The sequence below is a fragment of the Streptomyces sp. FIT100 genome, from assembly GCF_024584805.1.
In the GTDB taxonomy this organism is placed as follows: Bacteria; Actinomycetota; Actinomycetes; order Streptomycetales; family Streptomycetaceae; genus Streptomyces.
Window position 1 is genome coordinate 7455822 of the sequence record NZ_CP075715.1, and the last position, 24082, is coordinate 7479903.

Below are 24082 nucleotides of genomic sequence, written 5' to 3' on the forward strand. Positions count from 1 at the left end.
TCTCTGGGGTGAGGTCATGGTCTGGCTGGTGTGATCAAGGCGTCGGCGCCGTCCTGGATAGCCTCGCGGCGGCCAGTGGTGCTGTGTCTGGCGACGTGGCCAGTCCAGGATGCTGTCGTGGCCGAAGGCGAGCAGATGTTCAGGATGTCCCAGATGAGCACGATCGCACCGCCGAGCCATTGGTCGGCGGTGATCAGCAGGTCCCGGTACTCGCGCCAAGGGAAGCCCATGCGGGCGCCGCGGCGACCGTCGTCCCGTCGCGGCCGGTGGATCAGCCGCGACCTGTGGCCGGGGCTTGCAGCGGATCATTACCGCTGCGGCCACCCGTCCGCGGGATCGGTCTCGTATCCGCGCCACCGTGGTCCGGCTGCCCTGCGACCAGTTCTTCGCCCATGGCGACGTGATGGAGAACCACGCTTCGTCCTCGAAGGCGAAGCCAGGGTCCACGGGCCGTCGCGAGTCATCCACGCAGGACCACACCCCCTCGACCCATCCCGGCCACCCCATCGCCGTCCCGCTCGGTCGCCCCTCAAGCCCGGACCTGGCAGGAGCGGTCATTCCACACCAGCAGCTCGCGCATGCCTTTGACCGCGCTCCTGGGCCGGCTCTGCCTCCAACTGGCTCGAACCGCTTCTCGCTCAGACCCGGTAGCGACGCCGGCCCCTGTGGTCGCGGAGCCCCCGGACCGCCCTCGTCCCGCATCCGCCGCCATCGCCGCACCGAGCGGACACTGACCCACAGGTTCTCGGCGATCAACGAGCTCGCCTCGCCCTGGGCGAACCTCTCGCCCACCTGAGCCGCAACTCCTCTTGGAACCAGTGCAGTTCGGCGGTCAGCCTGCCCCCTTGTGGATACCGCATGTCCCGGTGACGCCGCACATGCTACGAGCCTCAATCCTTACCACTCCAGGAGTTCCATTCCGGTAACCGCATAAGCGCCCTCAATAGCGGAGCTAGGGTACTTGACGCTTTGCTGCTCATATGTCACTCTAATTTACGAGAGTAATGCCGTATGCCCGTGGTGGGGATGCGGCATTTTTTTTGCGGCAAGTCGGCCAGGATCGCACAGTGCAGCGAGGCCATTTGGTGGGCCGGTTCTCTCCTGTAAAGCCACGATTGCGTCCCTAGGCAGACTTGGGGCACCACCAGCCGCCTCCGCTTCAGGTCGAAGAATGCGCGTTCTGTGCAGAGTGGCCCCGGTATGCCGAAACGGCCAGGTCATAAAGTGCGAAGTCAGAGATCAGCAGTGTTTTCCTTTGAGGAAGGGTCGAATATGTCGTACCGTCGGACAGTTGGAATCGTGACGGAGTAGCGATTCAGTCGAGCGAGCCGTCATCCGGGATCTCAACAACTCCTGGCAGGACGAGTGTGCTGAGTGGCTTGCTCTCGGACTGAAGGTGATGGATCAGGCGGCAGTATCCGACGACCACCAGGCGTCGGTTACCGCGGTGCAGAAGTACATCGATGCCAACTCGCGGGATAAGTCAGTGGCCTCTGTGCTCATTCTCGACGCGGTAAGCATCCATGACAGCGAGATGAGCCGGATTTCCCGCACGCTGAACCCTGCCGATTCAGAGGAACTGATTGATCCGACACCTCGGTAGCGAAAAAGGTCGACTAAGGGCACAGCGGTGGCGAACCGGTCCAGTGCGGTTCGCACCTCGTCGGGGTTGTGTACGAGGTGGACAGTCAGCCGACATGCGACTACGAGGTCCGTTCCGCACTGGACCGCTGGGAACCCCGCATCGTCCTCGAAGACGTGGCAGTCGGCGCTGGCGACGCCCAGCAAGGGCTGCTGTACGTCCGCCTGAGGTACCGCATCGCGACGACAAACAGTACCCGCAACCTCGTCTTCTCTTTCTACCTCATCCCAGGCGAGTACGCGCCCCATTCGGGAGGCCGCCGATGGATGAGCTGGAAGTGCCGGCCTCGATGAGATTCGTTTCCAGGATTTCGTGATCGCGCCAAGCTCAAATTGCCGATCATGCACCTGGGATGGACGAACGGCAACGTCTCGGAGACTGGTGCCGCTGCTCGGGCAGCCGCCGATGTCGACGGGCGTCTGCCGAGGATGGGCCGCGCAGCGCCGGGGGCCTTTTCTGAGCCGGTCAGGGGCTGGGTCGGTTATGAGTCGTCTCAGCGTAGTGAGTCGAGACAGGAGCCACCATGTCACCAGGGTTGAAGGCAGTTGCGAAGGGTGCGGGCACATTGGCGGCGGCCCAGGCCGGCAAAGGGGTTTCCGCGGGCGGGCCCGTGTCGCTTGAGGATGCCGTGAAGAGGCTGCAGCTCAGCGCCGGCAACCAGGCGACGGCGCGGTTGCTGACGAGCGTTGCGGGGGAAGGCACTTCGCGGGCCCGTGAGCCGAGAGGGCCACTGCCTGTCGCCGGAGAGGTGCCTGCTCGGGCTGCCGCTGCGGCCGGCTTGTCCGTGCCCTCTTCTGGTATGGACGTCTCCCGCTTCAGCACGATGAAGGCCGGACCCAAGGGGCCGTCCGGCGGAAGCGGGCAGGCGCGGGATCACGCCCTCATGGTTCATGAACGGTTGCAGGCCCACCGTGAATACCTCCTCGCCTACGGTCAGCAGCTTCAGGACGACAGCGCAGCCCTGAGTGGGAAGTTGGGGCATCTCTCGCAGACAGGAGGCACGGACGCCAAGACCGGGCTGCGCGAGGAGATGGCGGCCAATGAGGACGCGCTCAAGGAGAACACACAGCATGTCACCAGGGTGCAGCAGCTGCTGGATGAGGCATCGGTGGAGTTCGAGGCGCACCGGGCGAAAGTGGGGTTTCGGCCGTACGCAGCCCCAGTAAACGTCACCGACGCGGTTCCCTTGATGTTCGCCGAGACAGACATGTCGGCTATCGAGCGCAAAGCAATGGCATTGCGTTCGGAGCGGATGACAGTGGATCAGAGGATCACGGACCTGAAGAAGCAGCTGAAGGACGTCGCCGGGGAGGAGGCCGAGGCTCTCGGCATATCTCTGAGGACCGCATGGTCCCGCCTGGCGTCGATCACGGAGCAAGAGGCGGTCGTCGACGAGTCGCTTCGGGCGTTGCGGCAGGAGTACACGAGTCGCCTCGCCTTGCCGCTCAAGTTGCACGGTGGCGCCCCCGAGACCGTTTCGCAAGCGGCCGTCGGGTGGTTCCAGGGACCTTCCGGGCTGGAGAGGGAGCTCGCTCCGTTGACATCCCGGCCGGGTTTGTTCGTGGAGACAGACGGGGCGCAGCAGATGGGGGCCAGCGATGAGTTCGTTTCCCGGTCCCAGGCATGGCTGTCGCGGCAGGGGCTGCAATCCGGACTTGAGGCCGTGGCGCTGCTGGGGCGGCCGACGGCACGGATCCTGTCGGGATATGGAGCGCCGGCGCTCGAGCCGGTGGGTGTGACGGGGGAGGCGCCGTCGGAAGCGCTCGTGGCCGCGCGGACCAGCTACGACCAGGAGCTCCGCGGCGAGGAGACGGGTACCGGCACGGCGGTCTCCCGGCGAACCGCTGGCGAGTCGTTGGAGGGTGGGCTGAAGGAGGAGGACGCTTTGGTCCCTGCGGTGGCGCGGCTGCGTCCCCTGGCGGGGCCGATGTGGGTGGTCTCGAGTGCTCCGGGGAGTCTGGGCACGCCGGATGCGGCGGTGGCGTCGGGCCAGGAGCGCTACGAGGGCGAGGAGTTCACTCCGTGGTCGGAGAACGCGCCGTACGAGGCTCCGTTCTCACGGCTGGAGTCGGCGCTGGAGCGCGAGGCCGCCTTGCACGGTTTCCACAATCTGGTCGATCAGCTGCACATGCGGGTGGGCAGTACCGTCGTGGCCGGCGAAGTGAGCAGGAAGACGCTTAAGTCCCTGTTCAGTCTTCTCACGGGCGGTGTCGGCCGGTTCTCCAGTACCGCGCTGAGCGGGCTGGGAAGCCTGTCGGTGGATCTGGCACAGATCGCGCTGATGCGCGGCGGTGTCAAGAGCCGGACCTTGGGCGCGCTCCTCGGAGAGATCAAGGATGCTCCATTCGCCAAGGCTTTTGATGGCATGAAGGCGCTGGGCGACAAGCTCAGCGAGGCGGCTGGCGCTGCACAGAAGGAGTTGCTTCAGCTCCTTGAGAAGGCCCCGCCGCGAGTGCAGGGAGCTGCCGAGACCGTCGCCACGAAGGCCGGCGGGATCTGGTCCGTGATCAAAGAGAAGGCGGGGGTGGTGTTCCGGTCCATCACGTCGTATCTCGGCGGTCTGTGGGAGAAAGTAAAGGATGCATGGAAAAAGCTTCCTGCGTTTGCGGCGACCATCAGGACGGCCTACGACAAGGTCAAGGATTTCATCACGAAGAACCCATATGCTGGCAAAGTTGCCAGATTCCTGGAGAAGGCTCTCGCTAATCTTCAGGCGAATGTGGCGGACCTGGCGGAGAAACTGTCGCACTTCGATGCTGTCACGCAACTGCTCAAAGGCCTGGTCGATAGCGTCGACAAAGCGCTCAGGGAGACGGCTCCAGCAGTGGCCTTCAAGCTGGCCGTCAAGAAGGTCAACGACTGGGCTGCCACAGAGGGCGGGGAGTTCATCGCTCGGTTCGTGGGAGGAAAGGAGCGGTTTGATGAGCACATGAAGGGCTTCGTCGGGCAGCTGTCCGGTCTCACTGCCCGGGCCAGGAGCTACGCCATCAGCCGCTCCCTGCACGAAGGAAGCAAGGCCCAGGTCGGTCGGCAAGTCACGACTGAGCATGCCTTCCTGGGGTTCCGCGACCAGAGTGCCGCCTTCGACTACGCGCTGCACCGGGCCGGCACCGAGCCGGGCGACCGGCACGTGATCCTCACGCAGGTCGATCTGCGGGACTGGTCCGGGCGGGATCTGGGGCCGCTGCTGATGCGTTCACCTCACCACCAGGGCCAGGACGCAATACTGCTGCCCGGGGCACGTCTCCTGATCAGCAAGGCAGACGTCATCGATACGCCGGCGGGGCGCATGGAGCTCATCGGGGCCATCGAGCAGGTCGGCGACCTCGATATCCGTGCCCAGGTCACCGACCCGCTCGGCAATCTGGACTGGCTGGCGAGCGCTCCCGAGCAGGAATCCACCTGGGCCAGGGACATGCTGTCGGTCAGCACCCGTGCGACGTCCTTCCGGCAGCTCGCGAAATTCGTGAACCGCTACTACAAGGGCGATGTCGAAAAGTGGATCACCCAGCTCCTCGGGGACTTCGCGGCGGAGATATGGCGATCGTTCACGGACTTGCACACAGTGAAACCACGGGACAAGAATCCGCTGGGCCGTGAAGTTGCCGGAAAGATTTTCCGGAACCTTGGTTTCCCTGAGGAGCTTGCCATTCTGGCGGAGAGGCTGGCCGCAGGGGACAGTCTTCTCGGTGCTCTGTACAAAGTGCACGAATACCAGCAGACGCAGAAGAGTCTCCCCTTCTGGAGGCGGTCCGCCTTCGAATCCGTCACCGCTCTCAAGGAGGAGCTGCAGAAGAGGGCCGAGAAGCAGCAGCGGATCAATAGATCAATGTACACCGCGACGCTCATCGGTGGTGTCATGGGGCTCATCGAGTTACTCATCAACGCTGGGCCGGAAAATATTGCGGATTCCGTTCTGGGAACGAAGGGAGTACTGGGTGCCGGCGCCACATCCACTTTCGCACACTCGGTCATCGGCGGGACCGAGGGGTTCGAGGTCGTGCGTAGGATGCACGGTACTGCGGCGGCGGTCGTGGGGACAGCGGCGACTGAGGGAACGGAGCTAGCACATACCGCGCTCCAGATGCTCGACAAGCTGTCGAAGCAGTCCCCGTTCGACATCGCAGGACAGCTGCTGCAGTACGTGCCTTCCGAAATCCTCGGCGACCTCGGAAAGCCGGGTACCGCCGCCCTTGCGTACAAGAAGTTGTACGGCTGGCTGCAGGACGAGACAGTGCAGGGGTTCGTGCGGCTCCAACCCTGGGCAGTGAACCCTGTGGCGGCAGCGATTGGAGGCATGGCGGCGATGGCCGCCTATATGCCGGCGAGCTTCTTCCCGACTCGGCAGACCGTCTCGCTGTCCGAGCTGGGGAAGAGTACGTGGTAAGGGCCGACGTGTGTCCGTGGCTGGGTGAGCGGTACGGGCCGGAGCCCGTGCCGCGGTACCGATCCAAGGTCGACCCGGCGAAGAAGGTGATGACAGTCCACGAACAGGACAAACCTAGCCATAGTCAGGATGGGACCTCGCAATCCGTGAACATCTCGGAACCGTACGACCTGAACGTGCCCTGGGCCGTGCGGTTGACGACGTCCGGAGCCTTCGTGCACGCGACTCCCGGAGCGCCAGTAAATTCGGAGTCATCAACGCCAGGCACGGCTGCACAGGCATGTCCCTGGCCGACGGGAAATGGTTCTGCGACCGCCCGCCCAGGAAACGTGGTCCAGGTCAGCGGCTCGTCCAGTTCGTCCGCGCACGTGGGAAACGGCTACGGAGACTGGAACGCTTCCTGTGCCGACTGGCGGCTCGGCGCTCTCGCCTGAAACCGTCCGCTCGCCACCCGGCCCCGAGCCGGCCGGTGCCCGCGGCGCTGTCCCAGCCCGGGCGGGTATGCGCCTGGAGCCGAGACAGCGCCCGATGGCGGCGACTGACCGTCAGGTCTTGGGCTGCCGTGTGAGTGATCCGCGCTTCCCCTCAGGGAGTTGGCGCTACTGCGCGGGGGTGCCGCTCTTCTTCCTGCGGAGGAGAAGCACCGCGCCGCCGCCGACCACTACGAGCACGACCGCGATACCCGCGATGACAGGCGTGGCGCCACTGGAGCCGGTCTCGGCGAGGTCGGTGCCATGGCCGCCGGTGCTGCCGCCGACAGACGCGGGGCTGGGCTGGGAGGAGGGCTCGCCGCCGCCGCTGCCACCGCCACTGCCTGCGGTCTTGCAGTCCAGCACGCCGGAGAAGGACTTTCTGAAGCCGTCCTCGCCCTTGACCGTGATGTCGTACGGCTGGTCCTCGGCTACCGGCACGGTCACGGTCTGCGACGCGCCGGGGGCTGTCTCGTGGTCCTTGCCGGACAGCTGGAAGCGGAACGCCGCATCGCCCTCGTTGCCGACCGTGATGTCCACACCGCCCTTGGCGCAGTTCTTCTCGGCGGTGATCGCCGGGATGGCGCCTTGCTTCTTCCAGGAGACCGTGGCCGCCGCGGACACCGTCGACCGGCTGGACCCGGCCAGGATCTGGGTCTGGCTCCTGGCGTGCTTGCCAATGCCGGTGAAGGCGCGGCCGACCGGGACCCGGGTGGCGGTCTGCGCGGTCAGCGAGGTGCTGCCGTCCTCGGCGCCCGTGGGCACATCGAAGAACAGCTGGGTGCCGTCGGCGGCGCTGGTGACCGGCTTGCCGTCCTTGCCGACGACCTTGACTCCGCTCGGCGCGTCGGAGGCCGGGGAGACGGTCACGCGGTCGGCGTTGGTGCGTACGGTGACCGGACCGAGCTTGCTGCCGGACTTGCCGGAGACAGCCGGCGGGTCCAGCGTCAGCGAGGCCTTCGGCTCGGCGACGCTCTGCGCGCTCTGCTGGAGGTAGTCGGCGAGCTTCTCGGCCGCCGGGTCGACGGCGTCCACCGTGACGTGGTCGGAGAAGCGCCAGATCGCGACCTGGGTGCCGGCCGCGGCGGTCTTCTCGGTGAGGTTCCCGGCGCCGGCCTTGGCAGCCAGCGCGGCCAAGTCGCTCACCTGCGGGTAGGAGTTCTGCAGGATCCAGCGGATCTTGCCGGCGTCCGCGTTGTTGTGCAGCGACGAGGCGCTCCAGGGAACTTCCTGGTACTTGGCCTGCCGCAACGTGGGGTTGTGGATGTCGATGCAGTACGTCTGGAGTGTGCCGCCGTCGTCGACCGACATCTCGAAGAGCCCGGCGCGGACGCGCTGGTCTCCTTCGTCGCTGCGCACGACCGCCTGATCGAAGATCTTCAGTCCGCCGAGTGTCGCGGTGACACCCCCGTGCGCCGAAGTGGCCTCGTCCGCGGTGGCGGTTCCCGTGGCGGATATCGCGCCGGCTGCGACCAGGCCCGAGGCCACGATCGCTGCGGCAATTCGACGTGGCCCGCGTAACAGCGTGCCGTGAGAGCGGACCGGGAATATCGCCCGTAGGGACATGGCGCGTATCTCCTGACAGAGGAATTTCTTGGGATAACCGCGGGACGGAGCGGTGCTGTGCGAGCCGCTCTTCCTTCACGTGGTGCACATACCTATCAGGCAGATGTCCGTCGCATCATCCGCAGACGGTGGATCACGCCATCACGACAATGCCGTCCTGCCGACTGGCAGGCCGGAGCGGGCATCCCGGCCTCCCCGCCTGCCCAGTCCCGCCGGCCGCCCCGCTCCCCGCGGCGCGCAGTTGTTGTCGCGGCGAACTCCCTTATTGGATAAGGCTATTCACGGCCGAATGGCTGCCGGTTCGGTCGGCAGATGTGGCCCGGTCCCACCAGGCTGCGGTTATCCTGAGCTTCGCCGCCGTACCTCCGTTGCGGCACCGCAGCGGAGTCCGGGCTGTGGTCACATATGGCTTGAAGTTCGGGACAGTCGCTGGGCGGCGGTCGTTATGAGACCCGGCTGTCGCCGGCCTCCGCCACCGCCGCCACCGCCGCGCGGGCCGCCGACTCCACCGTCGTGATGCCGCCCTCCTTCGTCCTGTTGCCGTCGGAGAGGACGGCGACGAGGCAGGTGCGGCCGTCGGCGTCGACGCGGCCGATGCTGTTGATCACCCACAGGCCCGTCGCCGTCCGCGGCAGCCAGCCGTTCTTGAGGGCCGTCTCCCCACCCCCGGAGGGAGCGTCGTCCGCCGCCGCCGAGACGCCCCAGTCCTGGCCCGCGGCTATGTGCTCCATGAGGTCCGCCACATACGCCCGCGAGGTGGCCGTCAGCGCGGAGTCGTCGCTGAACACCGCGTCCAGCAGGGCAAGTTGGTCGGCGGCCGTGGTCCGGGTCAGGCCCCAGTAGTCGTCGTGGCCGCCCTGCGTGCCGGTCAGGCCGAGGCGTTCGTTGGCCGCCTCAAGGCCGGGGGCGCGGCCGATGGACTGCCAGAGGGCCAGTGCGGCGGCGTTGTCGCTGTTCTTGATCATCGTTGCCGCGCGGGACTTCTCAAGGGCGGTGAGCGCCCGGTCCGCGTCCTGGGCCCGGAGCAGCAGCGCGGCGAGGATGTCGACCTTGACGATGCTGGCCGTGTCGAACAGGTCCTCGCCGTACACGGCGCTCGCGCCGGACCCGGCGTCCCGGACGGCGACCGACAGACCGCCGTCCGCACCGGCGGCGACGGAGGCGAGTGCCGCGGCCAGGTCCACGGTCGTGGGCAGGGCTTCGGGCGTCGGGGACGCGGGCGCGGGCTCGGCCATGACTTCCTCCAGGGGCGGGGACGGCGGCAGGGACGGCGCCGGCGTGGTCACGGAGGCGGCGGGTCCGGCCTTGCCGCCTTCCCCGTCCCCGCCGTGCGCCGCGCCGTACGCCGTCGCCATCACCGCGCCGCCCATCAGTACGGCGGTGCCCGTCACGGCCCACAACAACCGGTGCGCGGCCCCGCCGCTCTCAGGTCTGCCCATGCCCATGCCCAGCGACGCTAGGCACGCCGGCTGCGCGGCCTGTGAGAGGCGTATTAACTCCCGGTGAGAAGTGCCGAGACACGGTCCGCGCCTGCCGGGACGGTGAGGAGCGTACCCAGCTCCGTCCGCTCCGAGACCGCCGACGACCCGGCGGCCGGCTCCGCGTCCGCGCCGGCCAGCAGCACCCGCCACGGGCCCGGCGCCCCCTCCGCCTCGACGGTGACGGTGCCGCCGTCCCGGCGGGTACGGAACACCGCGCCCCGCGACCCGTCCGCGGCCGGGATCCGCGTCTGCGTCGTCGCGCCGTCGGCCGGCGCGTGGACCCGCAGCGTCACCCCGTGCGCCCAGTCGTATACCGCGTCGTCGTCGCTCTCGCCGAAGGGGATCACCGAGCCGGGGCGGGCGAGCAGCGGCAGGCTGTCGAAGCCGTACGTCTCGCGCCGCCAGCCCGGGCCCTGGATCCTCGTCCCCGACAGCAGGTGGGTCCAGGTGCCCTCCGGTACGTAGTACTCGACCTCGCCGTCCGCCGAGAAGACGGGCGCGACGAGGAGGTCGTCGCCGAGCATGTACTGCCGGTCGAGCGTGTGGCAGGCCGGGTCCTCGGGGAACTCCAGGACCATCGCGCGCATCACCGGCGTGCCGCGCTCGGCCGCCTGCCGGGCCGCCCGGAACAGGTACGGCATCAGCCGGTGCTTGAGGCGGGTGAAGTCGCGGGTGACCGCCACCGCCTCCTCGTCGTAGTCCCACGGCACCCGGTACGACTTGCTGCCGTGCAGCCGGCTGTGCGACGACAGCAGGCCGAACTGCACCCAGCGCTTGAACACCTCGGGCGTCGGTGTCCCCTCGAAGCCGCCGATGTCGTGGCTCCAGAAGCCGAAGCCGGACAGACCGAGCGAGAGACCGCCGCGCAGCGACTCGGCCATCGCTCTGAAGTGGGACTCGCAGTCGCCGCCCCAGTGCACCGGGAACTGCTGCCCGCCGGCCGTCGCGGAGCGGGCGAAGAGCACCGCCTCGCCCGCGCCCCGGGCCTCGCGCAGCACCTCGAAGACGGTCTCGTTGTAGAGCTGCGTGTAGTAGTTGTGCATCCGCTCCGGGTCGGATCCGTCGTGCCAGACGACGTCGGTCGGGATGCGCTCGCCGAAGTCGGTCTTGAAGCAGTCCACGCCCTGCGCGGCGAGCGTCCGCAACTTGGCCGCGTACCACTCCCGCGCGTCCGGGTTCGTGAAGTCGACCAGGGCCATGCCCGCCTGCCACAGGTCCCACTGCCAGACGTCGCCGTTCGGCCTGCGCACCAGGTAGCCGTGGCGTTTGGCCTCCGCGAACAGCGCGGACTTCTGCGCGATGTACGGGTTGATCCACACCGACACGCGCAGCCCGTGCTCGTCCTTGAGGCGCCGCAGCATGCCCTCCGGGTCCGGGAAGACCTCCGGGTCCCAGGTGAAGTCGCACCACTGGTACTCGCGCATCCAGAAGCAGTCGAAGTGGAAGACGCCCAGCGGGATGTCGCGCTCGGCCATGCCGCGCACGAAGCGGTTCACCGTCTCCTCGTCGTAGGAGGTGGTGAAGGAGGTCGACAGCCACAGGCCGAAGGACCAGGCGGGCGGCACCGCCGGGCGGCCGGTCAGGGCCGTGTAGCGGTCCAGGACGTCCTTCGGCGTCGGGCCGTGGACGACGAAGTACTCCAGCGACTGGTCCTCGACGCTGAACTGCACCTTGCCGACGGCCTCGGAGCCGATCTCGTAGCCGACCTTGCCCGGGTGGTTGACGAAGACGCCGTAGCCCCGGTTGGTGAGGTGGAAGGGGACGTTCTTGTACGCCTGCTCGCTGGCGGTGCCGCCGTCCGCCTGCCAGACGTCCACGGTCTGGCCGTTCTTGGTGAACGGGGTGAAGCGCTCGCCCAGCCCGTACACCAGCTCGCCGACGCCGAGCGAGAGCTGGGCCAGCGAGTGGTGGGCGCCGTCACCGGTGACCGCGAAGCCGGTGCCACGCGCCTCCGCTGAGGTGAGGACCCGTCCGCCCGCGGTGAAGTCAAGCCGCCAGGGCGCCGCGGTGTCCACGCGCAGGGACAGCTCCCCGGCCGCGAGCTCCAGCAGCGAACCGTCCCGGGTGACCTTCGCCGAGTGGCCGGGATCGGCGCGCAGCGCGAAGTCCGGACCGCGCTCCGCGGCGCCCGCGTGATGGGTCGAGCGGATGCCGATCACCCCCTCGGCGGGGGACCAGCACTCCACGGTCAGCAGCGGGCTGTTGAGGGTGTGGCCGCGGTCGGTCACACGGCGCACGGGGGCGTGGAGCGTGAACCGGTCGTCGGAGACGTGGACGTCGGCGACCTCCGCCGCGTACGACGCCTGGACGCCGTCACGCATGAGCCAGTAGCCGTCGGTGAACTTCATCGGGGGTCCTTTTCCGGGGTGGTGCGGGCGCGGTGGGCGGCGATCAGCTCGCGGTACCAGTGGTAGCTGTCCTTGGGGGTGCGCTCCTGTGTGGCGTAGTCGACCCGGACGATGCCGAAGCGCTGGCCGTAGCCGCGGGCCGCTCGGGGAGCGCGGGAAGCTCGGGGAGCTCGGGGAGCCCGGAGGACTCGGGAGAACTCACAGGGGAACCGCCCTACTTGACCGATCCGCCGGTGATCCCGGCGGCGATGTACTTCTGGGCGACGACGAGCAGGATCGCGGCCGGCACGGCGGAGAGCACGGCGGTCGCCATCACCGCGCCCCAGTCACTGACGTGCGCGCCCACGAACTGGTAGATGCCGAGCGTGATCGGCTTGACGTCGTCCGTGGTGTTCAGGGTCAGCGCGAACATGAAGTCCGACCAGGCGAAGAGGAAGGTGAACAGCCCGGCCGTGATCAGGGCGTTGCGGCTCATCGGCAGCACGATCCGGACGAACGCGGTGAAGCGGTTCGCCCCGTCCACCATCGCGGCCTCCACGACCTCGGCCGGGATCGAGACCATGAACGCCCGCAGCAGCACGATCGCGAACGGCAGTCCGAGCGAGGCGTCCGCGAGGACGAGCCCCAGATAGGAGTTGACCAGACCGAGCTCGGCGTAGGCGCTGTAGAGGGCGTTGGCGATGACGATGCCCGGCACCATCTGCGTGATGAGCGTGCCGAAGACGATGCCCTGGCCGCCGCGCAGCCCGAACTGGGCGAGGCCGTAGGCGGCGGGCGCGGCCAGCGCGAGGCAGACGACGACGGCGCCGAGCGCGACGGCGAAGCTGGTGAGCAGCGAGCCGCCCTGGCTGCTGATCGCCGTGTCGAAGTTCCTCAGGCTCGGCGCGGTGGGGAACCACTGGGTGGCGGCGATGCTCGCCTCGGGCTGGAGCGCGGTGTTGAGCATCCAGTACACCGGGAAGAGCAGCACGGCGAGGATCAGCAGCGCGGCGGTGGTGTTCCAGGCGGAGCGGAAACGGAGACGGTTCATCGTCGGTCACTTCCCCTTGCCGAAGTCGGCGCGGTTGGCCCGCAGGTACAGCACGGCGAAGACCGCGCTGATGAGGATCAGGACGTTGCCCACGACGGCGCCCTGGCCGAAGTCGAGCTGGAGGAAGGACAGCTGGTACGTGACCGTGCCCAGCGTCTGGGTGGAGTCGGCCGGACCTCCCGAGGTCAGCGCCAGGATCAGGTCGAGGATCTTCACCGTCGACATGAAGCCCAGGACCAGCACGACGGTGATCACCGGGCGCAGCATCGGCAGCGTGATGCTGCGGAACGTCCGCCAGGCGCCGGAGCCGTCCAGCGCCGCGGCCTCGTACAGATCGCGGGGGATCTCCTGGAGGCCGCCGTAGAGGATGACCATGTTGAACGGGATGCCGATCCAGATGTTGACCAGGATCGCCGAGAACAGCGCCACGCCGGGGCTGCTCAGCCACGGGACCCCGTCGGCGGGGACCAGGCCCACCGCGTGCAGCGCGGTGTTGAGCATGCCGTGCTCCTGGTCGAGGATGCGCCGCCAGACGACGGCGGACACCACCATCGGCACCAGCCAGGGCAGCAGCAGTACGGCGCGGATGACACCGGACAGCCGGAAGCGGCGGGAGAAGAAGACGGCCAGGGCCAGACCGATGGTGAACTGGCCGAGCAGCGAGCCGACCGTGAAGAGGGCCGTGTGCCAGAGGGCGTCGGTGAACAGCTCGTTGGCGAAGACGGCCCGCCAGTTGTCCAGGCCGTTGAACGGGGCCTCGCCGGTGAAGTACGTCTTCGGCGTGTAGTGCTGGAAGCTCATCACGATGTTGCGGACGAGCGGATAGCCGAAGAACAGCGCCATGTAGGCGAGCGCGGGGACGACGAAGAGCCAGCGCAGCAGCCCGCGGTGGCGGGACGTGCGGACGGACGTGGAGCCGGCTCCGGCGGTGCCCTCGGCGGGCGCGATCGAGGTGATGGTGGTCATGGCCGGTTCCTCACTTCCCCGCCGCGGCCTGCTGCTGCGCCCGGTGCAGGGCCTGTTCGGGACTGGTCCGTCCGGTCAGTACGGACTGGAACGCGCCCGCGAGCGCGTCACCGACGACCGGCCAGCCGGTGCCCACCTTCGCGGTGCGCGAGCGGGCCGTGGTGACCAGCTCGGCGAAGGCGGCGAGCTTGGGGTTCTGCTGCGCGTACGCCTGGGCCGCGGCGGCGCGGGTCGGCACGTTGTTGACCGACTCGCCCCACTGGAGCTGGTTCTTCTCGGTGTTGAGGCAGTTGAGGAGCTTGCCGGCGTTCTTCTCGCGCGCCGGGTCGTCGTCGTTCCTCGGCACGGCCATGACGGTGCCGCCGATGGGCGGCACCGCTGCCTTGCCGGCCACGGGCACCGGGATGCTCGCGACCGCCCAGTCCACGTTCTTCTGGGCGCTGAGGACCGGCACCTGCCACGGTCCGTTGATCATCATCGCGGCGCGGCCGGCGACGAACTGGTCGTTGACGTCCTGCTGGTTCCAGTTGACGACGGACTTCGAGGCGGAGCCGTCCGCCACGAGGTCCTTCCACAGCTGGAGCGCGGCCTCGCCCTTGCCGTTGTCGATGCGCGCCTCGTCACCGCCCGCGGACCAGAAGAACGGAAGGAACTGGTACACGCCGTCCGCGTTGGGGCTCGCGCTGAACGCCATCCCGTACGTGTCCCCGGCCGTCAGCTCCTTCGCGGCGGCCCGCAGCTCCTCCCAGGTGGTGGGCGGTGCGATGCCCGCGTCCTTGAGGAGCTCGGTGTTGTAGATCAGGGCGAGGGAGTTGACCGAGCGGGCGATGCCGTACTGGGTCCCGTCGTACGAGCCGAGCGACGTGGCGCTCGCGGAGAAGCCGGTGGTGTCGACACCGGCCTCCGCCAGCGGGCGCAGGCCCTCGGTCTGCGCGAACTGCGGCAGCTCCGAGCCGTCGAGCTCCAGGATGTCGGTGAGCGAGTCGGACGACGCCATGCGCAGCGCCTTGGAGGCGACCTGGTCGGCGGGCACGCTGATCTGCTCGACCTCAAGGCCCAGCGGTTTGCCGCAGCGGTCGAAGAACCGCTGGTTGGCCGTGTGCTCGGCGGTGTCGGTCGCCGAGTTGAGCACCGTGACGGTGCCGGGGTCGGGCTCGGCGGCGCAGCCCGTCAGCCCCAGCGAGAGGGTGCTCACGGCGAGCGTCGCGGCGACGAGGGGGACGGGTATGCGCCCTGCTCTGGACGGCATGCGGATCTCCATGACATGTGCGGCTCTGGACATGCGGTGGTCTGGCGGTGCTGCGGGCGGTGCCGGGTCGGGCCGTACGGCGGTTCGTCCCAGGGCCGTACGAGGGTGCGTCCCAGGGCCGTACGGCGGTTCGTTCTAGGGCGGCGGGGCGATGCCGGGTCCTGCGGCCATCCGGGGCCGGATCAGGTGGTGCGGCGCGGCGGACGGTGCGGACGGCGCCTGCGAGGCGGGCTCCCGGCCGTCGCAGCCGGCGGCGATCGCCTCGACCGCCAGCCGGGCCACGGCCGTCGACATCTCCGCGACGGGGAGGTCGATCCGCGGCAGATGCCGGATGCCCAGCTCGTCCGGGAGGCTGCCGACGAGGACGACGGCCAGGTCGTCGGGGACCGACAGCCCGGCCGCGGCCACCGCGTCCAGCAGGTGCGGAAGCAGGATCAGATGCTGGACCACCAGCGCGGTCGGGGCGGGGCGCGCGGTCAGCGCCTCGTGCAGCCGCCGCCCGAGGGCCTCCGGGTCGCGGTGGGACGGGAGCACGCGCACCTCGGCGCCGGTCTCCGCGGTGGCCCGCCGCGCACCGTCGAGGCCGCGCAGCGCGTAGCCGCGGCGGGCGGCGATCTCGTGCTCGGCCGATGACAGGAAGAGAATCCGCCGGTGGCCGGCGGCGGCGGTCTCGCGCACGGCGAGGGCGACGGCGGCCTCCCAGTCCAGGTCCGTCCAGGGCAGCGCCGCATGGTCGTCGTGGCCGAGCAGCGCCGCGGGGAAGCCCAGCTCGTGCAGGACCCCGATACGGGGGTCGCGCTCCTCGACCGCCATCAGCACGGCCGCGTCCGCGAGCCCGCTGCGGGCCACCCGGCGCAGCCCGCCGACACCGTCGCCGTCGGTCATGAGCAGGACGTCGTAGCCGTGGCCGCGGGCGGCGTCGGTGACGTCGATGGCGAACCGGCCGTCGATCGCCCGGTACTCGCCGGGCGTGCGCGGCACGGCCAGGGCGAGCACCCGGGTGCGGGCGCTGCGCAGCGTCCGGGCGCTGGCGCGGGGGTGGTAGCCGAGCGCGTCGATCGCCTCCCGCACCGCGCGCCGGGTGTCCTCGGAGATCTTGCGCGACCCGCTCAGGACGTACGAGACGGTGCTGGGCGCCACGCCTGCCCGCTCGGCGACGTCCTTGATCGTGGCCATGCCCGCCTCCGTCCGCCCGTGTCCGGCCGTCGAATTCATCGAATCGATTCGATGAACGGCGTGACTGTAGGCAGGGGCGGGCCGCCGAGGCAATACCCTGGGCGATAAGTCCCTTTTGTTATAGGGGTGGCGGTGGCATGGTGCTCCTGGACGGGGGGCACCCCGGTGCGGCCCGTGTGCCACGGGGGAGGACTTCGCACCGGGGTGGGCAGGGCGGCCGGGCGGCGGGATCAGGGTGCGGTGCCCCAGGCCAGGGTCCCGTTCACGTAGACGCCGATCCTGGGGGCGTCGGCGAAGGCCGCGTTCGTGCCGCGGCTGTAGTCGTCCGCCTCGTCGAAGGCGGACCAGTCGGACTTGTGGACCCGGAGCTGGATCTCTCCGGAGGACGCCCCGGCGGCGAGCGAACCCCCGGTGACGGTCACCTTCAGGTAGTGGTCGGCGCCGGTCGCCGAACCGTTCGCGGCCACCGAGTGGGTGAGCGAGGAGCAGCCCGGCTGCGCCCAGTCGCACCATGTGGTGTACGCGCTCGCGCTGTCGGCGAACCAGTAGCGGATCTCGACACCGGCCAGACTCTGGGCGGCGGAACCGGTGTTGACCAGTTGCAGACTCATCCGGATCGCGTTGTCCGTGGCGTTGGTGTCACCGGTCCTGTACTGCACCTTCAGAGTGCCGCTGCCGGTGCCGCCCTGCGTCGTCCGCCCGGTCACCGGGCCGGACTGCGCCGAGGTGTTCCCGGCCGCGTCCCGGGCCCGCACTGTGTACGTGTACGCGGTGTCGGCGGTCAGGCCCGAGTCGGTGAAGCCGGTGGCGGCGGTGGATCCCACGTGTGCACCGCCGCGGAAGACGTCGTACGCCGTCACCCCGACGTTGTCCGTCGCGGCGTTCCAGGACACCGAGACCGAAGCGGAGTTGGAGCCGGTGACGCGCAGGTTTCCGGGCGTGCTCGGCGCCTGGGTGTCGTTCCCCGGGCCGCCGCCGCCGACGGGCGGGTAGGCGTTGGCCAGCAGCATCTGGAACTGCGCCGGGAACCAGTGGCCGGCCAGTGGTGCGTCGGCCATGGCGCCGGTCGGGTTGTTGCCGTTGCGTGCGTTGCCCTCGTACGTCGGATCGCACATCCGGTCGAACTCCTTGCCCTCGTCGTTCTCGACGGGCTCGCTGTTGCCGTCGGACTCGCCCGGGGGCTTCGCCCACACATAGGCGTCGATGCCGGGCTCCGGTGCTGTCGTCGGACGCTCGCCGACACCGGTTCCGGCCTGGTTGCACCAGTTGCCGGTGTGCAGGCGGCGGTCGATGCGACTGCCGTTCACGTAGTCGTCGACACCGGTCGTCGGGCCGGGCCCGGCGGGCCGCTCGGGGCCGCCCCAGCCGTTGCGGGCCGTGTCGATGAGCATGCCGATGCCGGAGTCGAAGCCGCCGCGGCTGACCAGCCGGTCGCGCAGCGCCTGGGCGAAGGAGAGCTCGTCGACGTAGAAGTTCCAGTCCACCCACGCCGCCTGGCGCACCGTCTGGCCGTTCACCGTGTCGGTGACCTTGAAGTGCGGCTCCTTCAGCGCCGAGTAGTTGGCGGTGTTGACGATGAAACCGTGCACGTCGTCGACGGTGGAGCCCTCGCTCGTCGCGGCGAGCGCGAACTCGTCGACCGCCGGGTCGAAGTTGGTGTCCCAGCCCAGCCAGCCGTGGTGGCCCGCGTCCACGTAGTTGTAGACGTTCCCGATCCCGCCCAGCTTGTGCAGGGCGTAGCCGACGCCCTTCTCGTAGACGCCGAGTTCCTTGACGTGGCGGCACGCGTCGGTGGCGCCCGCCTGGCTGCCGGCGTTGGTGACCATGTTGGGCAGCGAGTCGGGCTCGATGAGGGCGACGATGCGCAGCGAGGCGTACTTCGGATCGGACAGGATCGACGCGATCGGGTCGATGTACCGGGTCTTGTACGCGTCCAGTTCCTCCGCCGCGAGCTCGCCGTTGGAGGCGAGGGCGGCGCAGTCGCGGCCCGGCAGGTCGTAGATGACGACCTGGAACAGGCTCGCGCCCTGGGTCAGCGCCGTGTCGAGGTGGGCGCGCAGCCCCCGGCTCGTGGACGTGCCGGTGATCGCGGCGATGCGGTCCATCCACACGAAGCTGGGCTCGTCGGCGATCGCGTCGCCGCCGGGCTCGGCCGCGGCCCGCGCCGACCAGTCGGGGTTCACGTAGGGGGTGGCGCCCGCGTACGGATTGTCGACCCTGGCGGCCGCGGCGGGCGTTGCGGGCAGCGCGACGCTCAGCGCCGCGCCCAGCGCGAGCGCGGGCAGCAGCGCCCCCACGCGGAGGCGGAGGCGGTTGCGCATGCGGGAGTTGCTGGGTCCGGGGCGCGACCGGGCGGTTCTCGTGGTGTTCATCGCGGCTCTCGTGCTCCTCTCGGGTTGGCCCGTGCCGGGCGGGGCCCGTGCGGGCCCCGCGGCGATGGGGCGGGGGAGGTGCGACGTGCAAGCATCGAAGCGATGGGAGCGCTCCCACCGTCCTGCGGAGTGATGTACCTGTCAAGACGCTCGTCGTAACGCCCCGGAAACTGCGCTGAGTTGAGGGAGTCAAGGAAACCGCGGCGGAGACTTCGTCGATCCGCCAACACGTGAAGTGGGGGTCGGGGGTGACCGCGCCCGCTCACCCGCGTCCGGCGACCGTGCCCGCACCAGCGCCCGGTGACCGCGCCCGGCGCCCGTGCCCTCACCCGTGCCCGTGCCCGTGCCCGCGCCCGACGCCCGGCGGTCGTGCCCGCGGCCGGTGACCGCACCGCGTCCCGCACCCGCGTCCGGCGGCCCGGTACGACCGAGGTGCCGGGCCGCCGAAGGCGTGGCCACCCCCGTCGCCCGGAGCCGCTGCACAGCGGGGCGGGTGCGTCACCCCGGCGCCCGCCGCCGGCGGGCGCCGGGGTGACGCATCGTCCGCCCGCGGCCCCCCACCGCTCAGCCGGCGGAGACGTCCCGGCGCAGCAGGTCCTCGAACGTCTCCCGGCGGACCACCTCGCGGGCCTCCCCGTCGCGGCAGAAGACGACGGGCGGCCGCCGGGCACCGTTGTAGTTGTTCGAGAGCGAGTAGCAGTACGCGCCCGTCACCGGCACCGCGATGACGTCGTCCACCTGCGGAGAGCGCAGACGGACGCCGCGGATCAGGGTGTCGCCGGACTCGCAGTGACGGCCGACCAGGTCGTACTCCTCGCCGCCGCCGACCCGCGAGGCCACGGTGGCCTCGAACCGCTGGCCGTACAGCATCGGTTCGAGGTTGTCGCCCATCCCGCCGTCCACGGCCACGAGCGTGCGCGGGCCCTGCTTGACCGTGACGACCCGGTAGAGCGTCATGGCGGCCTCCGCCACGAGCGAGCGGCCGGGCTCGATGATCAGCCGGGCGTCCGCCGGCAGGTGCTTGCGGGCGGCGTCCGTCAGGGTGCGGACGTACTCCTCGACCGTGGGCGGCCGGTCGTCGTAGGTGTAGCGCACCCCGAGCCCGCCGCCGAGGTCGTAGACGGCGTGCTCGCCGAGCTCACCGATCGCGGCGACCGCCTCGACGGCCCTGCGGAACGGCTCGGTGTCGAGCAGTTGCGAGCCCACGTGGACGTGCAGTCCCTCCAGCCGCAGGCGGTCGCTGGCCCGCAGCCGTGCCGCGGCCCGCACCGCGTCGGGCACGGAGAGGCCGAACTTGGAGCCGCGCTGCCCGGTGACCATCGCCTCGTGCGTGTCGGCGTCCACCTCCGGGATCACCCGGAGCAGCACCCGCTGCTCCCCGTCGCCCACCAGGCGTTCGAGGCGGTCGATGTCGTCGAAGTTGTCCACGACGATCGTCCCCGCGCCGGCGTCGACGGCCATGGCGAGTTCCTCGGTCGTCTTGGCGTTGCCGTGCACGACGAGACCGGCGGGATCGACACCGGCGGCGAGCGCGGCGACCAGCTCCCCGCCCCCGGCCACGTCCACACCGAGGCCCTCCTCGACCAGGACGCGGACGACGGCGGTGCAGGGGAACGACTTCGACGCGAACACTATTTGGCTGTTCGGCCAATGCTCCGCCATCGCCCGGACGTACTCCCGCGCGCGGCTGCGCAGCGCGTTCTCGTCGACCACGACCGCCGGGGTGCCGAAGCGTGCGGCAAGGTCGTCCACCTGGCATCCGCCGACGACGAGCGCACCGTCTTCGTCCAGGTGGGCGCCGTTCGGGAAGAGCCCGACGAGGTCGGTCGCGGTGGCGACAGGCTGTTCGGTGACGGTCATGGGTGGGGGTCTCCCTCTCGGTTCAGCTGAGCGTTCGCGGCTATCCTGGCAGTCTCCCACCGCACCCCGCCGTGGCCGATCGCCCCATGAAGAGAGGCGCCCGTTGTCCGCTCGCACAATGCCGGGCCAGTCCGCGCAGCCGCCTGCCGAGAGCACGTTGCGGGCCCTGGCCGACGCCACCGGCGCCGCCCCGGTGCGGGTGCTGACGGCCCCGGCAGGGCTGGACGTGCCGGTGAGCGGGACCGTGATCCACGATCCGCAGGAGCCGCTGCCGCCGTCGGCCGGTGCCGTCCTGCTGCTCGTCGGCGCCGGCATCGATGACGACCGGGCGCTCGATGTGCTGCGCCGGGCCGCGGAACAGGGCTTCGCGGCGGTCGTGGTGAAGCGGCGCGGCCACGACCCCGCGCGGTTCGTCGCCGAGGCACGGGCCGCGGGCATCGCCGTGCTCACGGCGGACGACGCGCTGCCGTGGCGGGACGTCGACGCGGGGGTGAGCTGTGTGCTCGCCGCGTACGGCAACGGGATGACGACCGGTTCGGCACCGGCCGGCGGCGAGGAGCTGTTCGCACTGGCCGACGCCGTTGCGGCGGTCGTCGGCGGCTCCGTGGCCATCGAGGACCTGGACCGGAACGTGGTCGCCTACTCCAAGGACCCGGGCCTGCGCATCGACGCCGTGCGGGAGCAGGGGATCCTCCACCGCCGTGTGCCCGACATCCCCGAGCAGCTCCGCCAGTACCGCCAGGTGCTCGCGGCCTCCGGCGTCGTGCGGTTCCCCGTCATGGGCGAGGAACTGGCGCGCGCGGCCGTCGCGATCCGCGCCGGGGCGCTGCCGCTCGGCACGCTCTGGGCCATCGAACCGGACGGGGGCCTGTCCGCCGAGGCGCAGAAATCCCTGCTGGACGCCGCCCGGTTCGCCGCCCCCCACCTGCTGCGCGCGCTGAACCTGCCCGAGGCGGAGCGCCGGATGCGCCGCGACACCCTGCGCGCGGTGCTCCACCGCTCGGGCCCGCCCGCGGACGAGGCGGCGGACCTGCTGGGGCTGCGCCCCGGGGTCGAGTTCAGCCTCGCGGCGTTCACGCTTCCCGGCGGCCGGCACTCGGCCCCTGACACGGTGTCAGCCACCGCCGACTCGGCGCTCCTCACCCATCTGGAATCGGTCCTGACACGGCACTGCGCCGCGCACCGGACGGCGGCGACGGTGGCGGCCGCGGCGAACGCCGCCTACGTGCTGCTGCCCGCCACGGGGCAGGCGGCGGGGTGCCGCTTCGCGGAGGTCGCCCTCGCCGCCGTCCGGCGGGCCGTGGGTGAGGGCGTACGGGCCGCTGTCACCCGGCCGTACGCCGACCTCGGCAGGTCGGCCACCATGCGCCGCGAGGCCGACGGAATCCTGCGTGCCACGGCCCAGGACGGGCCCGGGCTGCCGCCGGCGACGACCGCCGATGTACGGCACCTGATCCTGCTGGACCGGCTCGGCGACGAACTGGAGCGGGACCCGTGGCTGCGTCTGAGCGAGATCGACGAACTGCTGGGCCACGACCGCGACCAGGGCACCGACTACGCCACGACGGCCGTCGCCTGGATCGACGCCGTCGGCGACATCGCGTCCGCCGCAGCACGGCTGAAGGTGCATCCCAACACCTTGCGCCACCGGCTGCGGCGGATACGCGAGTTGTTCCGTGTCGACCTCGACGACCCGGACGTACGGCTCGCCGTCTGGCTCGAACTCAGGCGTGCGGCGGCGTCGGCTCCGACTCCCCGGCACGCGGCCGGACCACCTCGCCCCTAGCCGCGGCGTCGCCGCCCGCCGGGCCGCCGTCATCGGCCGGGCCGTAGTCACCCGCCGGGCCGTTGTCACCCGCCGGCGCGCCCTCGTGCCGCAGCCGCGAGTGGCGGCGTCCGAACCCGAGGTACAGGGCCGCCGCCAGGAGGAGCCAGACACCGAACAGCGTCCAGGTGATCCCCGGCAGCAGATACGCCAGGTACAGGCAGGACCCCGCGGCGAGCACGGGCACCACCGGGTAGAAGGGCACCTTGAACGAACGCGGCGCGTCGGGTGCGATGCGGCGCAGGACGACGACGGCGGCGGCGACCGCCACGAACGCGATCAGCGTGCCCAGGCTGGTCAGGTCGGCGAGGTGCTGCAAGGGCACGAACGCCGCAAGCAGACCCACACCCACGCCCACGATCCAGGTGTTGTGGGTCGGGGTGTGCCGCTTGCGGTCGACGCGGCGGAAGACCTCCGGCACGAGGCCGTCGCGGGCCATCGAGAACAGGATGCGGGTCTGTCCGAAGAGGGTGACCAGGACGACGCTGAAGATCGAGACGACCGCTCCGGCGGACAGCACCAGGGCCGGCCAGCCCGTGCCCGTGACGTTCCGCAGGATCTCCGCGAGGACCGCCTCGCCCGCGTCGGCCTGCTCGCCGAACTCGCCGGCCGGCTGCGCACCCACACCGGCGACCGCGACCGCGACGTACAGCGTCGTGACCACGAGCAGCGTCAGCAGGATCGCCAGCGGAATGGTGCGCCGGGGGTTGCGCACTTCCTCACCGGCCGTGGAGACGGCGTCGAAGCCGACGTAGGAGAAGAAGACGCCCGAGGCGGCGACGGTCACACCGGCGACGCCGTGCGGGGCGAAGTCGGAGAAGTGGTCCGAGTTGAAGGCGGTGATCGCCACGGCGACGAAGAAGACCAGCACGCCGATCTTGATGCACACCATCACCGTGTTCACCACGGCCGACTCCCGGGTCCCGCGCGCCAGGAGCAGGGAGCAGAGGAGCACGACCACGAGGGCGGGGACGTTGAACCAGCCGCCGGCTCCCGGGGGTTGGCTGATGATGTCCGGCAGGGTGAAGCCGAACAGGGTGTCGGAGACCTCGTTCAGGTACTGGCCCCAGCTGACGGCCACCGTGGAGACGGCGACGCCGTACTCGAGGATCAGACACCAGGCGACGAGGTAGGCGGCGCCCTCACCGAGCGAGGCGTACGCGTAGGAGTAGGTGCTGCCCGCGACGGGGACCGCGCCCGCGAGCTCCACGTAGCACAGTGCCGCGAGGCCGGCCACGGCGGCGGCGATCGCGAACGAGAAGATCACGCTCGGACCGGCCTTGGGCACCGTGGTGCCGAGCACGAAGAAGATGCCGGTGCCGACGACCGAGCTGATGCCGAGCAGTGTGAGCTGCCACAACCCCATGGTGCGCCGTAGCGGAGGGCCTGAGTAGTCGCCTTCGGCCTCGGCGATCATTCGGTCGATTGGCTTGCGCCGCCGCAACTCGTCGGCCATCGAGCTCATGGCTCCTCCTTCGGATCTTGCATCGCCGCTGTTTCGCGGTCCTGTGGATCCTGAGGCCGGCCTCTCGCCCGAACAACGGTGGAGTCGTGCGTCCGCCCGCCGCAACGTTGTCCGATCCGACAAAGACAGGGGGCGTCAAGCGCAGCGGGAAGTACGCCACGCTCGACGGCTTCCGCATCACAGGATGATCGAAGGGTGAAAATGGACCACTGTCCGGTGACTGCGGCCCACGCGGTCACCGGACG

General features: G+C 70.0%; 15 protein-coding genes and 1 pseudogene. 4 read left to right on the forward strand and 12 right to left on the reverse strand.

What is annotated here, in order from left to right; translation table 11 throughout:
- Positions 1-14: 14 nt before the first annotated feature.
- Positions 15-230 carry a hypothetical protein gene (locus KK483_RS33265; protein ID WP_262008927.1) on the reverse strand — a complete coding sequence of 72 codons (216 nt, stop codon included), beginning with the start codon at positions 228-230 and terminating at the stop codon, positions 15-17.
- Between the two features lie 1169 nt (positions 231-1399).
- Between KK483_RS33265 and KK483_RS33270 the strand changes: the two genes are divergently transcribed.
- From KK483_RS33270 to KK483_RS33275, 3 genes are all read left to right on the forward strand, one after another.
- The gene (locus KK483_RS33270) at positions 1400-1603 is read left to right on the forward strand and encodes a hypothetical protein (protein ID WP_262008928.1); all 204 of its coding nucleotides are present in this window, start codon (positions 1400-1402) and stop codon (positions 1601-1603) included.
- A gap of 77 nt (positions 1604-1680) precedes the next feature.
- Positions 1681-1935: a GPW/gp25 family protein gene (locus tag KK483_RS35575; protein ID WP_399016271.1), complete on the forward strand. Its 255-nt coding sequence runs from the start codon at positions 1681-1683 to the stop codon at positions 1933-1935.
- Positions 1936-2441: 506 nt separating this feature from the next.
- A complete protein-coding gene (locus tag KK483_RS33275) occupies positions 2442-6029 on the forward strand; it encodes a hypothetical protein (protein ID WP_262008929.1) in 3588 nt (1195 codons plus the stop codon).
- Between the two features lie 599 nt (positions 6030-6628).
- On the opposite strand, the gene KK483_RS33280 is transcribed toward KK483_RS33275, so the two are convergent.
- The 10 genes and pseudogenes from KK483_RS33280 to lysA form a co-directional block, all read right to left on the reverse strand.
- A complete protein-coding gene (locus KK483_RS33280) occupies positions 6629-8065 on the reverse strand; it encodes a Cys-Gln thioester bond-forming surface protein (RefSeq protein WP_262008930.1) in 1437 nt (478 codons plus the stop codon).
- A 443-nt stretch (positions 8066-8508) separates the two neighbouring features.
- The gene (locus tag KK483_RS33285; RefSeq protein WP_262008931.1) at positions 8509-9510 is read right to left on the reverse strand and encodes a class A beta-lactamase-related serine hydrolase; all 1002 of its coding nucleotides are present in this window, start codon (positions 9508-9510) and stop codon (positions 8509-8511) included.
- 47 nt (positions 9511-9557) lie between these two features.
- Positions 9558-11894: an alpha-xylosidase gene (gene yicI / locus KK483_RS33290; RefSeq protein WP_262008932.1), complete on the reverse strand. Its 2337-nt coding sequence runs from the start codon at positions 11892-11894 to the stop codon at positions 9558-9560.
- Positions 11891-12034, reverse strand: a pseudogene (locus KK483_RS33295) (family 1 glycosylhydrolase); the annotation flags it as partial. The gene yicI and the pseudogene KK483_RS33295, both read right to left, overlap by 4 nt.
- 74 nt (positions 12035-12108) lie before the next feature.
- Complete coding sequence (locus tag KK483_RS33300) at positions 12109-12924, reverse strand: carbohydrate ABC transporter permease (protein ID WP_262008933.1); 816 nt, start codon at positions 12922-12924, stop codon at positions 12109-12111.
- A gap of 6 nt (positions 12925-12930) precedes the next feature.
- Entirely contained in the window at positions 12931-13890 is a 960-nt protein-coding gene (locus tag KK483_RS33305; RefSeq protein ID WP_262008934.1) for a carbohydrate ABC transporter permease, read from the reverse strand.
- Between the two features lie 10 nt (positions 13891-13900).
- The gene (locus tag KK483_RS33310; protein ID WP_262008935.1) at positions 13901-15139 is read right to left on the reverse strand and encodes a sugar ABC transporter substrate-binding protein; all 1239 of its coding nucleotides are present in this window, start codon (positions 15137-15139) and stop codon (positions 13901-13903) included.
- A gap of 135 nt (positions 15140-15274) precedes the next feature.
- Positions 15275-16315, reverse strand: a complete 1041-nt coding sequence (locus KK483_RS33315; RefSeq protein ID WP_262008936.1) for a LacI family DNA-binding transcriptional regulator — start codon at positions 16313-16315, stop codon at positions 15275-15277.
- A 230-nt stretch (positions 16316-16545) separates the two neighbouring features.
- Positions 16546-18636 (reverse strand): glycoside hydrolase family 6 protein, encoded by a 2091-nt coding sequence (locus tag KK483_RS33320; protein WP_262009799.1) that lies wholly within the window; start codon positions 18634-18636, stop codon positions 16546-16548.
- A gap of 615 nt (positions 18637-19251) precedes the next feature.
- Positions 19252-20547, reverse strand: coding sequence for a diaminopimelate decarboxylase (gene lysA, locus KK483_RS33325; protein WP_262008937.1), 1296 nt, complete (start codon positions 20545-20547; stop codon positions 19252-19254).
- Positions 20548-20665: 118 nt separating this feature from the next.
- Between lysA and KK483_RS33330 the strand changes: the two genes are divergently transcribed.
- The gene (locus tag KK483_RS33330) at positions 20666-22333 is read left to right on the forward strand and encodes a CdaR family transcriptional regulator (RefSeq protein ID WP_262008938.1); all 1668 of its coding nucleotides are present in this window, start codon (positions 20666-20668) and stop codon (positions 22331-22333) included.
- On the opposite strand, the gene KK483_RS33335 is transcribed toward KK483_RS33330, so the two are convergent.
- On the reverse strand, positions 22272-23828 hold the full coding sequence (locus tag KK483_RS33335) for an APC family permease (RefSeq protein ID WP_399016273.1): 1557 nt from the start codon (positions 23826-23828) through the stop codon (positions 22272-22274). The two genes, KK483_RS33330 and KK483_RS33335, sit on opposite strands and share 62 nt — an antisense overlap.
- Positions 23829-24082 lie beyond the last annotated feature (254 nt).